Below are 13,658 nucleotides of genomic sequence, written 5' to 3'. Positions count from 1 at the left end.
ACATGGGGGCTGCGGGCAGCACCGAGTTGTGATTCAACCATCCTTCAAGACTCCACGACCATCGGCTGACCGGGCCACTCTAGCAGCAACATGTCAATGAGGTAGCGGGACCTAACCCCGATGATATGCCGCCCTCCGCTCGCTTGACCACCAACCAAGCATCCAACCCAGCATCACCCATCACATACAGGAGAGAAATCATGACCGCACCAAAACGCGCCCTAATCGTCATCGACGCCCAGCAGGAATACTTCGAAGGACTCCTCCCCATCCAGCACCCGGACCGCGATACCTCGATTGCCCGCATCGATGACGCGATCCAAGCAGCCAAGCAGGCCGGCATCCCGGTCGTACTTGTGCAACACGAACTGCCCGCCGAATCCCCAGTCTTCGCCTCCGGGTCGCCAACCTACGACAACCACCTCGCGGTCGCCGCGCACGAAAATCACGCAACACATCGCGTGCACAAAAAATTCTCCAGTATCTTTGCCAACACCGACCTCGCGGCATGGCTGCGCGAGCAGTCCGTCGATACCATCACACTGGTCGGGTACATGACCAACAACTGCGTGGTCGCATCAGCGGCCGCAGCCGAGCCACTCAACTTCGCGGTCGAGGTCCTCTCCGACGCAACCGGAGCGATCGACCTGGCAAATGAGGCCGGACGAGCCTCCGCACAGCAGGTTCACGAAATACTCATGGCTCTGCTGCACTCGAACTGGGCCTCCGTCACAGATACCGGAATCTGGACCACGGCCCTGCAAACCGACCAGGCTCTAGCCAAAAGCGATCTCGTCACATCCGCAACACAAGGCCGTACCAACGCCTGACGAGGAACTCCCAGTAACAAGTTGCAGCGTCGCCCGGCATTCGAAGAACGCCGGGACCATACTAGCCCTCTGCAAAATCGCTTTTCCAATCGCTCATCTTTCCCAGATATTGACAATCACCCCAAAAGAAACAAGGAGAAAACGATCATGGCAGGACACGCCCCAATCCCCGAACTCGTCGCTCAACGCACTTCGTCCGGCACCTACACCGTTCGCAATAGCGCCGGTGCCGAGCTGCGCATCGGGGCACCCGGTGCCGCCGGCGCATTCTCACCCGTCGAACTGCTGCAGGCCGCGCTTGCTGGCTGCGCTTCCCTTTCCGCCGAAGCGCAACTAGTAAGCAGACTCGGCGAAGAGTTCGACGCCGTCACGACCGTAAATGCGGTTTACGACGCAGAGCAGAACCGAGTGGAGGAGCTCATCACGAGAATCACGGTGGACTCATCGGAACTCGACCAAAGCGATCACGACAGGCTGGTCTCAAGCGCGGTGCGGATCATCGACAAGCTGTGCACAGTGAAGCGATCACTCAACGCCGGCATCGAAGCCACCACCGAACTTGAAAGTCAGGAGTGCGGTAGCTGACCTGCCCCTGAATAACGTTTGCCCTAGCCGTATCATGCGAGGCATGTCCTAGACGGCTAATGGGCAACGAGACAGAGCAGCCCCGCGTCCATTAGTCGCGGGGCTGCTCTGTCGTTGACATTGCGTGCTCAGCCGCGACCCCAGAATGCGTCCTCTGCGGCTCCGTCCTCGGAGAACAAATGCACGGCGACGATCTTGCCGTCGCGGATCGTCAGTAGATCCACTCCTGCCATGTCCATCGATGCACTGGAGCGTGCACCGGTAAAGCGTACTGGGACGGCAACGAATTCGCCGTTGACCATCGCAGAACCGGTCACGGCAAGCTGGAAGCTGCCCTCGCTGGCTTCCATCATCCCGCCGAGCAGCGTACCGACGCCCTCGACACCGACATGCTCCCCGGAGAACTGGTTGGCTCCCGGCTGATGCCACACAACCTCCGGGCTCAGCTGAGCCATCGCGGTGGGAACGTCGCCGTTACCCAAGGCATCAAAATACGCGGCCGCGACTTCGGCGGGGGCGGTCTGGTTCTGGGCCATGGAATCTCCTTAATCGTGCGGTATGTGGATACACTAATGGTAACTATCGGTAACCTGTTACCTCAACGTAACTGCAGAAAAGAGTGCAACATGGACGAACAGCCGCCGTGGAACGTGATGGTCGCGTCGTGCCCGTCGCGCACATCGCTGGCGCGAATAGCTAATAAATGGACCGCAATGACAGTGATCGCTCTCAGTAAGGGCCGTCTGCGATTCGGGGAGATCCGCAAGGCCGTGGACGGGATCACCGGGAAAGTTCTGGCCGATACCCTGCGCGACCTAGAGCGCGACGGGATTGTCTCGCGGACTGCGTATGACCAGATGCCTCCACGCGTGGAGTACGAGCTCACCGACCTCGGGCAGACGCTGAGGCAGCCGCTCGAGGCGCTCGGCCAATGGGCCGAGACGCACTTCACCGAGGTTGAGACCGCCCGCGCTTCCTACGACGAGAAGTTGGCGGCCGCCGATATCGCGGTGAGATGACACCGGATGCTGGGTGGGCTTCCACTCGTGGGATCAATCCAGTCAGATCCGAATCGAGTGCTTCTGGCCCCGAAGCAAGGACGTCAGAAGCCCTCGAATTTCCCTTCGAGGGCTTCTCCGGCAATACGGATTTTGGGACTAATCGCCCAGGAATGCCGATAGCCGTGCCTCGAAAGATTCCTTGGACATCGCACCAACGAAAGAACCAGCAGATTGGCCATTGTCAAAGATTCTGAAGGCAGGGATAGATGAGACCGAGTACTGCTGAGCCAGTTGTGGATTATCGTCGACGTTGATCTTGACGACCTTGATCTTTCCAGAGTTCTCCTGAGCCAACGTGTCCAGGATTGGAGCTACTGCTCGGCATGGTGGACACCATGGTGCCCAAAAGTCTACGAGGACTGGAATATCGCTTTGGAGGACTTCAGCCTGGAATGTGGACGTGGTTGCAGATTGAACTGACATGATTTTTCTTTCTGTGATGTGCAAACTTTGGCTATGGGAAGATCCTGGACTCATCTGCTGTCTATGATCTGAGAGAGGCTTTCGTTAAGGAAAGTCTGACGGCAATTGGCAGGCGTCTTGGTGTTATCGAAATAGCGCGGGTCCTAGGGCCGATAGCAATCGTGCGCAATTTGAAATGGTTCTCGACCAATACGTATGCGGCCCCAAATGTAGCTGAAGGAAACCGTGGAAAGGCCACAAGGGCGCTATATCGTATTTGAGTTTCTCATCGGTCATATCGAAATCTACACGGTGCAGTACTTGTGCTCTGCTGCATGACGTTTCAGGCTGGTCTATCGCACGTCAAACACCATTAAAACTCGTTAACTTGCTGACGCCAGCGAGGAAAGAACAACAAATGATGTCCCGGGTGGGAGTAACCAAACGGCGGATGCAGGACTCGGCATTCCTCAGCTGCTCCGCATGTCGATCATGGCCTTGGATGAATTCTTCCTACCCAAAGAATCACAGGAATTGATTCCCTCAAACATCAAGTCCTGGGTTGGCCTGCTAAAGGACAGGAACATATTCTGCAGAGATCCTTAAAATAGATCGTCTGCGAAGCATAGACCAGTTGGAATAATCTTACAGAGCAGACGAGAGGAGCCGGCGAATGTCTGACTGGCCAAATTCAGAATTGATCATTTTGAACTTTTCAGACAGCTCAGTTGCCTCTTGTTGCATCCAACGAACGAGTTGCGATCTACGGGGTTCTTCCAATCGGGCATCAATGGCCTCCAGCGAAATGGCCGCGACGGCTGCCCCGTCTGCCCCAAGGACTGGTACACCGATGCCACCGGCACCATCGATCCATACTCTCGGAGCGGTTGAGTAGCCCAGTTGTTGAGACTGTTCAATAAGGAAGGGCAGCTTCGCAAAATCCTGGTTTTGACTCAACCCGTCCTCATTAGAGGCGCCCAAGATCAATTCTTCGATGAGGTTCTGGGGTTGCCCGGTCAGCAGTGCGAGACTACCGCCACAGGTCCCCAGCGACCGATAGTCACCTACGCGGATAAGCGTAGTTTTAATCGGGTAATCACCTACGTGACGGTCGATGCACAACGCTTTGTCGCCGATTCGAACAACAAGATACAGTGTGTCACCAGTGAGTTCCGCGAGGCGTTCCAAATGGGGTGTTGCCAAATCGACAATGCCATGACGATTAGAAGCCCTGATGCCGATTGGAACAAGGGGAAGCCCGAGATAGTAGACGGACTCATCCTCCGACAGCTCAAGCCAACCCAAATTGACCAGCGTGCCGAGAATCCGATGTGTCGTGGTTTTTGACAATTCCGAGTCGTTGACGATGGTAGTAAAACGGCATCCATCTACCCCAGCATCGGCAACAACCTGGATAATCCGGGTTGCGCGCTCCACACTACGGACACTCTCAGACTGGTTTTCTCCCACTTACTGCCTACTCTCATTGGCTACACATGGCTAACGAACAGGATACCCCGATGAAAGATATACATTTAGCCTACTTCAATCCTGATCTCTCGGCTCGAGCAAGGTACTACAAACCAGCCGTCGGCTCGGTCCTATCTAAACCGGAAGGATGATGTCCGAACCGACGGCAGCGTTGATAATGCCTTACTTTACGAAGATTAAGAGCAGACCGTGTGTTTTTGCTCGAAGACCGAGTACTTGTTCAATTTTTGAAGCACGTCACCACTTCAATCCCAGCGCTCCTTCTAGAACCCTAAAGTAGGGTGGTGACGACATCCACCGGACGAGCCAACGTGTCACGAATGGGCGATCGACGTTCGACAACCGCGACGAGTTCAGCCAGCTGCTCGCGGCTTGCCTCCGGAGCATCAATGTCAACATTGATGCGGATCTGGCTTGCCCCAGGGTGCTCTTCGGGAGCAATTTCCAAGAACGATGCTACATCAAAGTCACCTTCCACCTGCACGTTGAAAGCACGAAGGGTGATTCCAGCGTCAGCCGCTTTCATGGCGAGGCTTGCCGTGTAGCACGCAGCAAGTGCTTGCAGGACGTATTCAGACGGAGAAACATCCGTGTCATCGCCCAAGAGTGCCGGCGGCTCGTCACTCTTCATGCTGAACTTGTTAACCCGTGATTCATCGCGGACACCTGCCTGAGTAATAGCTCCGGTGCCGGATTCCAGGCTCACACCGCCGGCCCATGTGCCTTGAACTTCAAACGTGAACTTTCCAAGATTTCGATCGGCCTCAACTGCTTTGGTGGTCTGTCGCAGGACATCGACATCGATTCCTTTGTTGATATCTGACTGAGTTTCTACGAGGTCCATTTTCGCTCCCTAGGTTATTTGTGATCCGAGTACATGACTAAATGACATGGCGATAACTTGTACCCGGATACGAACCAGTAAACATGAAAACCATCCCCAGATCAACATGCAAGTTCCATTCGTGAGTATTTAGTGATCAAAAATGGAACTTGATATTCGCTCGACTACGTATTTTTGCTCATATCAAGAAATTTATGGGTAAGTTATGGTTCTAAGTTCCGCTTTAGTGTAATCTTCCATTTATTCGGAAGTGACTCCCGTCACCTCTATTGTTGGCTTGAGTGTTCCATCTCGAGTATGCGGCCAGCATGAACGGTCGCATCTTTACGGGCTGGCCAAGAACTTAGGTAAATACATGAACAAAAATTAGCTCGAAAGTCTCGCTAAAGGACTCGAAGCAAGGATCTCTGGAAATGACCCTAAATGACGGCTTGCCGCTGAAACTATGGGAACGGGATATCTCGTGATTTCTTAACCGAGGGTAGGGCGAGCAAGTTGGCTGACAGCCCAGAGTCTGTTCCAGTTGCAGAAGGGAACCTAGCCTCTTTCAGACCCTTCTGATCTGAGTCTTGTCCCGAGCATGGACAGCTTATGCATGCCATGTTGAGTACCGATGTCCTGGCCCAACGAGGCGACAACCCGCGTACATCACAAAATGCCCTAAGAATAAACAAACCAACGAATATGAACTAACTTGAGGTGACCCCAAGATGCAAACTCCTTTGAACGCACTCGGTTCAGCAGAAAACCTAGTCCGCCAAGATGAAAACCCATCAAATCCGCTGGAAGAACTCAATCTGGCACAGCTGCGAAAACGAACGAGCATGAAATGGGCAGCACATCCGGAAAACGTTCTACCCCTATGGGTTGCCGAAATGGACGTCAACCTAGCTCCTCCCATTGCCGAATGCTTAAAAAAGACGGTTGACTCGGGCGATACCGGATACCCAGCGGGAACGCAATTGGCCGAAGCAGTGAAGTGCTTCGCCTCTGAGCGTTGGGGCTGGAATGGATTAGCTGTGGAACGCACCGCGATTGTTCCGGACGTGATGATGGGCATTGTCGAAGTGTTGCGACTGATCACCGACCGAGGCGACAACGTCGTAGTCAGTCCACCGGTCTATGCCCCTTTCTATGCCTTCGTCAGCCACGATGGCAGAAATATCATCGAGGCTCCCTTGGGAGGCGACCTGCGCATATCCATGGAAAATCTGGATAAGGCCTTTGCCCAAGCCACTATCGGAGGTAAACGAGCCGCATACCTTATGAGCAACCCACACAACCCCACCGGGACCGTACACACTGCAGCCGAACTTACTGCCGTGGCCCAGTTGGCACGCGCTCACGGGGTTCGCGTCATTTCCGACGAAATCCACGCACCACTGATCTTGGCAGGTGCCACTTTCACGCCCTACCTCAGCGTCCCGGGCTCGGAAAATGCCTTCGCTTTGACTTCTGCGTCCAAAGCCTGGAATCTTGCCGGACTCAAAGCGGCGCTGGCCTATGCCGGTGAAGAAGCCGCAGAAGATCTAGCGCGTATGCCCGAAGAAGTCAGCCACGGACCAAGTCATCTAGGGATCATAGCCCACACTGTCGCTTTCAACCAAGGCAGACCATGGCTGGACTCACTGCTCCAAGGCCTTGATGATAACCGTGCATTACTGGGCAAAATTTTGGCCGAGCATATGCCACAGGTGGGCTACAAGGCCCCAGAGGGAACGTACTTGGCGTGGCTGGACTTCAGCGACATGGGAATTACGGAAGAAGCCCAAGATGGGAAGCTAGCCACCGTCGCCGAACTATCCGGGCCTGCTCAGTTCTTCATCGAACACGCCCAAGTAGCTCTGAGCTCCGGCCACGTCTTCGGAAGCGGCGGATCAGGCCACGCAAGACTCAACTTCGCAACGTCCCAGTCGATTCTCAAAGAAGGACTACTACGCATGGCCAGTTCTTTGAACGCCCACTATTAGGGGTTAGTTCATAGCCATAAAATGCGCATTCCCAAGATGAGATAGCAACCGACAACGTTCCAATTCCGTGTTCCCCAAAGAATCCACGGCTTCCCGCAAAGGATTCACTGACTTGACGATCGAAGAAGACGGCTACTAAGTGCCGGAACCCACATCTCATTGGATTCGCAGATAAACGGTCTATCTGACCAGTGAAGTGTCCAAGAAAGGATCACATGAAAACCTCTAAAACCTCGCGGGATAGCCTAGCAGGAACGGCGAAGACCGACTCGGTCATCGAGCTAGAAGACAACGGCTATCAAAAGAACCTTACGGGACGGCAGATCAATATGATTGCCATCGGAGGTTCGATCGGCACTGGTCTCTTCCTTGGAGCCGGAGAACGATTAGAATCTGCAGGACCATCGCTGGTCTTCTCTTACGCTATTTGTGGCATCTTTGCATTCTTCATCTTGCGCGCGCTTGGCGAGCTTATTTTGCATCGGCCCACTTCTGGTTCATTTGTATCGTATGCGCGTGAATTTTTCGGAGAGAAGGCCGCCTTCGTCTCGGGATGGTTCTATTGGATCGTTTGGGCGGCAACCACAATTGTCGACATCACTGCGGCGGCAATCTACATGAATTTCTTCGGAAACTACGTGTCTTGGATAGCAGATGTCCCGCAGTGGCTATGGGCATTGCTCGCACTCATCCTGGTTCTGTCGCTTAATCTAGTTTCAGTCAAGGTCTTCGGCGAGCTCGAATTCTGGTTCGCCTTGATCAAGGTAGCTGCACTGGTGGCGTTTATGCTGGTGGGAATCTACTTCGTAGTATTTGGAACCCCTATCGATGGCCACGAAGTTGGTCTGGGAATGATTGCACAAAACGGTGGTCTCTTCCCCAATGGTCTACTGCCGATGATCATGCTGATGCAAGGAGTTGTATTCGCCTTCGCCTCGATCGAAATGGTCGGCACCGCAGCAGGAGAAACAAAACACCCTGAAAAGATCATGCCCAAAGCAATTAATTCGGTAATTTTCCGCATCGCAGTGTTCTACGTGGGATCCGTCGGACTACTTGCTCTGCTGCTGCCGTACACCTATTACAAAGCTGGAGAAAGCCCATTCGTGACGTTCTTCTCCGCAATCGGAATTAATGGCATCGATGTCGTGATGAACTTTGTTGTCCTCACTGCGGCCCTCTCCTCACTAAACGCTGGTTTGTACACGACAGGCCGGACTCTACGATCTATGGCTCTGGCCGGATCTGCACCACGCATGGCCCGCAAGATGACTCGCAGGGGCGTTCCGGTCGGAGGAATCGCTATCACCGCATTTGTGGCATTGCTTGGAGTCCCGTTGAACTACTTGATGCCGGGAGACGTGTTCGAAATAGTGCTGAGCGTCGCTGCAGTGGGCATTATCGTCGCGTGGGCAACCATCATCGCTTGCCAGCTCAAATTGCAGCGCTTATCGCGCCAAGGCAGTCTAGTCCGCCCGTCGTTTCGCCTGATTGGTGCTCCCTACACCGGGTATGCAACATTGTTGTTCCTTGGCGTCGTGCTGGTAATGGTGTTTGTGGAGTCCCCAGCTACCTTGGTCGTAACTGCTGTGTGCTCCACAATGATTTGCATCGGATGGTTTGGTTGCCGCGGGCGAATCCGATCAATTGCACAAGCAGGGTACAGCCGAGTAAAGAATTAGGGGACTTCGATAGAACACTCGGATAATAACAATTTGCCATAGCCGGCCTTCTTCAATGTGAAAACCCGAAGCATCCGGAGATCTTTGCCGGCGCTAATGATGTACTTCATGGCAAATTCGAACGCTGCGAGAGATCTGCGGCAAGAGAAAGCGACGTTCTGACAGTGCATCCGCATTAGAGCACAATACAGTTTTGGTGTTATCGAATTCTAGATAGCGTAGTAACACCTGGCTTGGCTTCAAATAATAGTTCTTGCGAAGAGCTCGGTTGAGATATCTCAACCGAGCTCTTCGCAAGAACGACGCCTGAGCCGTCAGCGTAGCCGTCCTCCACGTTCTTTGAGACTGCGTTTGCCGAGTTGGAATCCCTTGGGAAAGCCAAGCTTAGCAAGCCGTTGGTGTTTCAGTGCACCCTCGCTGCCGTGGGCTGATCGAGTCATGGGCTAGAGTCATTTTTATCGGCGGCCGAGGTATAAACTTGTGTGTTGCCATCGCAGCTCCTTACCCCTAAACCAGACACGTTCAGTATGAACCGTCCCGGAAATCATGCCGCCGTCTTATGTGCGGCTGCGTCGGGTAACGAGCCTGTCATTTCATCATAGTAGGCTCGCTCAAATTCCTCTGGAGTTTGGTGATCCAGCGAGGAATGCAAGCGATCATTGTTGTACCAAAAGACCCAGCCGAAGGCGACCTCAACGACGTCGGATTCGGTCTTCAACGCACCAGTACGGAACGGTGAACCCTTGGCCACGGCCTCGTTCTTGAACAAGCCCATCACCGTCTCCGCTGCGGCATTATCGTAAGCGTCGCCGACACTGCCAATCGACGGAACCAGCCCCTCAATTTCCAAAGTGTCGGTGTACCGGATCGAGGTGTATTGGCTTCCCGCGTCCGAGTGATGCAAAAGCCCATTGTCAACCGGCCTATTGCTGTGTTTTCGGCGCCACAGGGCCATTTTCAGGCACTGCTCCACGAAAGCGGTGTCTTTCACAGTGGAGGTTTCCCAGCCGACGATGGCCCGCGAATACAGATCGATCACCAACGCCACGTAGACGAACCCGGAATACACCGGCACGTAGGTGAAGTCCGTGACCCAAATCCGGTTTGGTGCCTCTGCCGTGAAGTCTCGGTTCAGCAGGTCACCGGCCCTGCGTCCGTCCTTGCCAGTGATCGTGGTGCGGGTCTTGCGGCCCCGGATCATGCCGTTCATGCCCTCGTCACGCATGAGCCGGTCAACGGTGTGTTTGGAGACCGCGGGGAAGCCGTTGCGCCGCGGCCAAGCGGTCATCTTTCGCCGGCCATAAAGGATTTCTGGCTTCGGTCTTCCTTTAGCGTCTAACACTTTGAGGCTGCGTAACGTGTCAATGACCTTCGCATCTTCAACTGCTCGCAGGGCCGGAGGCCTTGTTTTCCAGGCCCGGTAGGTTCGTGCGGCAACCTGCACGCCCTGCTCACGCAGGACGGCGCAGATCGACTCGACCGCATGACCTTCGGCCCGCTGCTCATCAACGAATCGGCAGATTAGCGGCGGCGAGGGTCGAGTTCCCTCGCGAAGAAAATTGAGGCAGCTTTCAAGATTTCGTTGACTTCCTTCAAATCCCGATTCTCCGCCCGCAACGCCTTGAGCTCATCGAGTTCGGTAGTGGTTGGGCCGTCCTTCTCACCGGTGTCGGCCTGGGCCTGGAGCACCCAGCGACGCAATGATTCGGGACCGACATCCAGCTTAGGAGCCAGGGCCTTGCACGCTGCATAAATGGAAGGGTACTCGGAGAGCCGGTCCACAACCATCGCTACGGCGCGTTCACGAACTTCGGCAGGGTATTTCTTGGGCATGGTTGCTATCTTTCTCTCGAAAGACAGCGGCATCAAATCAGGGACGGTTCATTCTACACAGGCGACTTGCAGGTTTTACGGTCCGGCAGGCATTTATGCTGCTGGGAGCTGTGCATCATGTGGCTGATAGCTTAGACCGAAATTGCGGGCGAGTTCCTAGGGCACCGTCGAAACTGCTCGGGGCACCGCTCTGTAATCGGACACATCGCGGTATTGATTGTGAAAAGCCCACAGAATCGCTTACATGCAGCTGTCACAAATCGATTTCGTCAGCAAGGCAAGGTCCGAAAAATGAAAAGCGAATACTGTCCCATCGACTAGAATTTAGCTAGTCATGCCTATTTTTCTTCCATGAAACGAGGATCCAGGTGGATGCGACGGCTGTTCGACTTCCGAATGCTGAGGTCCCATTTATAAGCCCTGCGGACGTGGACCCGGCAGTTGTGATCAGTAAGTGACGCGAAATTTAGGTGCCGCTGGTTCTCAAATACTCCTCACGCTTCCCGCCGTGACTTCGATCATCTCCACTGCGGATTTATATGCCATTTGAAATCAGACGTCCACGATGATGCCAGGCTTCCTTCGTGCAATCGAGGCAATCTTCGTCCGGCTCAATGCAGCTCTGATCCTTCCCGCTCTGGGGTAGTTGCTTTTTATGGTCATAGGCAGGGGCATCCAGGGATTCGGAGTGAAATCGTGACCCATAGATAGTATCTACTGAGGTTGAGCCTAGGTCGCCACCTCGGAAATGTTTTCGATTCGGCCCAAGGAATGCAGAAATTGTTCGTAACCGAAATCTTGAATGGCGACGGAGGATTTGCCATGCCTCGGGCATTCTTGGTGCTACTCCCCCGTCAAGTACAACTCGCAGGTTTTGAGAATGACCCCGAGTTTATCGGATAGCGGATGGCTGGCCACGACACGGAAACTAAAATGTAAAGTGGTTGGCGATCGCGACCATTAGGGGAATCGTTCCCAGAGCACAAATGGTCTGCGTACCAGTGATTGCGGCAATCAGGCGTGTGTCTCCACCCATGCGGGCTGCCAGAACGTTGGCGCTCGGGGCAGTTGGCACAGCGCAGATCAAGACGATGGCGGACAAGCTGGTCCCCGTCATCCCAAGGGGGATTGCGATCGCCATTGCTGCCACTGGAAGGATAGCCAGCTTCAGGATTGTTGCGATGCCAATATCGAGCACATCGCGCCAGCGGAAATTAAAGCTCAGTGCTGCTCCGGCAATGAGTGTTCCGCACACCAGCGCTGGAGCGGCGAGCATGTTGAGCGTGGATCCCAGAAATCCCGGCAAGGGTATAGACAGGGTATTAATCAATAATCCACCCGCACACGAAAGGATTAGTGGATTGAACATCAGTTCCTGCCATAGCCGGAGCTTACCGCCGTAGCGCTGCTTTGCCCCATAGACGGAAAGTGCGCTGACGCAGATGATGTTCACCAAGGGAACAACGACCGCACAAGCAAGTGCAAAGCTGGCAATACCGGCAGACCCATGAAGCGCAGACACGAAAATCAGACCGATATAGGTGTTGATGCGGATTGAACCTTGCACAAGAGAAGTTAATTGCGGACCGTTTGCGCGAACAAGCTTACCCAATCCTAAAGCGAGCCCGGCTACCGCTAAAACCGGTATCAGCAGACTGAATAGCAATGGCCCCGGCTCGATGATGGAAAGATCGGCGCTCCCGATGCTAGTAACAAACAAGGCCGGTGTAAAAATCCAGTAGCTCATCCACGACAAACCCTCCCAGAATCCTCCCTTGTCAGGGAGGTATCTGCGCAGAAATATCCCTGCGATGAGGATTAGTAGAATAGGAAAAATTGCGGCGCTCACGACATTCACACCCTTGACTATGGTGCAATGGGTTAGTGCATTTCAACCATGACAATATGACTGGTTCGCTCCTTGCCGCCGACTTGGTGACTTTACTGGGCCGCGGGTGGGACATTCAGCATCTGCGAGAGCTCTTGTCCAATCATGAGATTCGTCAGATCACACTCACCACGGAAAAATCCCAGCAAATACTTGCGTGGGCAACGCTTCTCGAGCCAGCCTTCACCGCTGAGAGCGTAGATGCGCGCCTGGAGTCGATCAATATCTTGCTAGCGAAAGGTGCAACAAAGACCTATGTGACAGCCCACGATGGGTTGCGACCCCATCTGCATTTTGCTTCCGAGGATCAAGATCTCGTGGCGCGAGTCAAAGCCGTCACCGCGGGAGGTCTGGCAATTTTCACCGTGGAATCCGGAGGCCAAAGGCTAGGTACCTGCCAGAGACAAGGTTGCACCGTTGCTTACGTCGATACCAGCCGCAATGGGTTACGCACCTATTGCTCCGCTCGCTGCGGAAACCGAGATGCCGTGGATCGCCACCGCTCCAGCTCCAGAAGAGATTCTCAACATTAAGTAAGCCGAGCTCAAAACCGGACAGTTTCAGCTTAGCTAATTAAGCAAACCATCGTTCTATATGGTCTCGTATAAACGCGAAGCTGCACAAAGCAGCGCGCTCTTCTTCTTTGAGGTTCTCATTTGTGGAAGGCGTAATGACTACACAACGCAGTATGCACTAGACCATTAATGCTAAACAGTGGTACCAACCTAACCTACGGAACAAGGACATCCTCAGATCAGAAAGTATTACCCGATGTTCAACACCTCGCCGCAGCCTCAGATTGAACTGACCGCAGAAAGCATAACTAAGCCGTTAGGCCTTGAGTAGAAAAATTCAAATCATTCCTGCTTCAGGAAGGGCAATTGCCCAGACAACAAAATTCTCTAGACCTCTCCCCCTGTCCAGTAGCACATCTGCCAGAACCGTTAGATTTGAGACGATGGATAATAGCCCCGGAATGAACTGCTCCCCGAAAGTTGGACTGTAAAAGTCAACAACTTTAGGGGAGCATTTTCATGCACGCACGAAGCACACTATCCGAGTACCAACGCGA

At 53.9% G+C, this 13,658-nt stretch carries 12 protein-coding genes; 6 read left to right on the top strand and 6 right to left on the bottom strand.

Annotation, left to right across the window (positions count from 1 at the left end; all coding sequences use genetic code 11):
• Positions 1-200: 200 nt before the first annotated feature.
• Both EDF61_RS17590 and EDF61_RS17585 read left to right on the top strand, forming a co-directional pair.
• Positions 201-830 carry an isochorismatase family protein gene (locus tag EDF61_RS17590; protein ID WP_133834999.1) on the top strand — a complete coding sequence of 210 codons (630 nt, stop codon included), beginning with the start codon at positions 201-203 and terminating at the stop codon, positions 828-830.
• 147 nt (positions 831-977) lie between these two features.
• Complete coding sequence (locus EDF61_RS17585) at positions 978-1,415, top strand: OsmC family protein (RefSeq protein WP_208294306.1); 438 nt, start codon at positions 978-980, stop codon at positions 1,413-1,415.
• A 128-nt stretch (positions 1,416-1,543) separates the two neighbouring features.
• On the opposite strand, the gene EDF61_RS17580 is transcribed toward EDF61_RS17585, so the two are convergent.
• Positions 1,544-1,951, bottom strand: coding sequence for a nuclear transport factor 2 family protein (locus tag EDF61_RS17580; RefSeq protein WP_133834998.1), 408 nt, complete (start codon positions 1,949-1,951; stop codon positions 1,544-1,546).
• Here EDF61_RS17580 and EDF61_RS19240 point away from each other — a divergent pair.
• Complete coding sequence (locus EDF61_RS19240) at positions 1,838-2,434, top strand: winged helix-turn-helix transcriptional regulator (protein WP_353653996.1); 597 nt, start codon at positions 1,838-1,840, stop codon at positions 2,432-2,434. The genes EDF61_RS17580 and EDF61_RS19240 overlap by 114 nt on opposite strands.
• Positions 2,435-2,572: 138 nt before the next feature.
• Here EDF61_RS19240 and trxA read toward each other — a convergent pair whose 3' ends face one another.
• The 3 genes from trxA to EDF61_RS17560 form a co-directional block, all read right to left on the bottom strand.
• Positions 2,573-2,899, bottom strand: coding sequence for a thioredoxin (gene trxA / locus EDF61_RS17570; RefSeq protein WP_133835029.1), 327 nt, complete (start codon positions 2,897-2,899; stop codon positions 2,573-2,575).
• Positions 2,900-3,523: 624 nt separating this feature from the next.
• A complete protein-coding gene (locus EDF61_RS17565; RefSeq protein ID WP_133834996.1) occupies positions 3,524-4,348 on the bottom strand; it encodes an IclR family transcriptional regulator in 825 nt (274 codons plus the stop codon).
• 292 nt (positions 4,349-4,640) lie between these two features.
• Positions 4,641-5,213, bottom strand: coding sequence for an OsmC family protein (locus EDF61_RS17560; RefSeq protein WP_133834995.1), 573 nt, complete (start codon positions 5,211-5,213; stop codon positions 4,641-4,643).
• Positions 5,214-5,935: 722 nt separating this feature from the next.
• Between EDF61_RS17560 and EDF61_RS17555 the strand changes: the two genes are divergently transcribed.
• Entirely contained in the window at positions 5,936-7,183 is a 1,248-nt protein-coding gene (locus EDF61_RS17555) for a MalY/PatB family protein (RefSeq protein ID WP_286172338.1), read from the top strand.
• Between the two features lie 215 nt (positions 7,184-7,398).
• Positions 7,399-8,865 carry an amino acid permease gene (locus EDF61_RS17550; RefSeq protein ID WP_133834993.1) on the top strand — a complete coding sequence of 489 codons (1,467 nt, stop codon included), beginning with the start codon at positions 7,399-7,401 and terminating at the stop codon, positions 8,863-8,865.
• A gap of 544 nt (positions 8,866-9,409) precedes the next feature.
• On the opposite strand, the gene EDF61_RS17545 is transcribed toward EDF61_RS17550, so the two are convergent.
• A protein-coding gene (locus EDF61_RS17545) for an IS3 family transposase (RefSeq protein WP_133834992.1) occupies positions 9,410-10,698 on the bottom strand; the annotation gives its coding sequence in 2 pieces (ribosomal slippage) (positions 9,410-10,425 and positions 10,425-10,698; 1,290 coding nt in all).
• A gap of 928 nt (positions 10,699-11,626) precedes the next feature.
• Positions 11,627-12,547: an AEC family transporter gene (locus tag EDF61_RS17540; protein WP_208294305.1), complete on the bottom strand. Its 921-nt coding sequence runs from the start codon at positions 12,545-12,547 to the stop codon at positions 11,627-11,629.
• Between the two features lie 56 nt (positions 12,548-12,603).
• Between EDF61_RS17540 and EDF61_RS17535 the strand changes: the two genes are divergently transcribed.
• On the top strand, positions 12,604-13,119 hold the full coding sequence (locus EDF61_RS17535; protein WP_286172337.1) for a CGNR zinc finger domain-containing protein: 516 nt from the start codon (positions 12,604-12,606) through the stop codon (positions 13,117-13,119).
• Positions 13,120-13,658 lie beyond the last annotated feature (539 nt).

It is taken from the genome of Arthrobacter sp. JUb115, assembly GCF_004365035.1.
Taxonomy (GTDB): Bacteria; Actinomycetota; Actinomycetes; order Actinomycetales; family Micrococcaceae; genus Glutamicibacter.
The sequence above is the reverse complement of the archived record's forward strand: the minus strand, read 5'-3'. Positions and strand labels throughout refer to the sequence as shown.

Excerpts from the sequence above, each read along its gene's own strand:
- EDF61_RS17535 (WP_286172337.1), top strand. The coding sequence starts at position 12,604 with ATGACTGGTTCGCTCCTTGCCGCCGACTTGGTGACTTTACTGGGCCGC.
- EDF61_RS17550 (WP_133834993.1), top strand. The coding sequence starts at position 7,399 with ATGAAAACCTCTAAAACCTCGCGGGATAGCCTAGCAGGAACGGCGAAG.
- trxA (WP_133835029.1), bottom strand. The coding sequence starts at position 2,899 with ATGTCAGTTCAATCTGCAACCACGTCCACATTCCAGGCTGAAGTCCTC.
- EDF61_RS19240 (WP_353653996.1), top strand. The coding sequence starts at position 1,838 with ATGCCACACAACCTCCGGGCTCAGCTGAGCCATCGCGGTGGGAACGTC.
- EDF61_RS17590 (WP_133834999.1), top strand. The coding sequence starts at position 201 with ATGACCGCACCAAAACGCGCCCTAATCGTCATCGACGCCCAGCAGGAA.
- EDF61_RS17585 (WP_208294306.1), top strand. The coding sequence starts at position 978 with ATGGCAGGACACGCCCCAATCCCCGAACTCGTCGCTCAACGCACTTCG.
- EDF61_RS17560 (WP_133834995.1), bottom strand. The coding sequence starts at position 5,213 with ATGGACCTCGTAGAAACTCAGTCAGATATCAACAAAGGAATCGATGTC.
- EDF61_RS17580 (WP_133834998.1), bottom strand. The coding sequence starts at position 1,951 with ATGGCCCAGAACCAGACCGCCCCCGCCGAAGTCGCGGCCGCGTATTTT.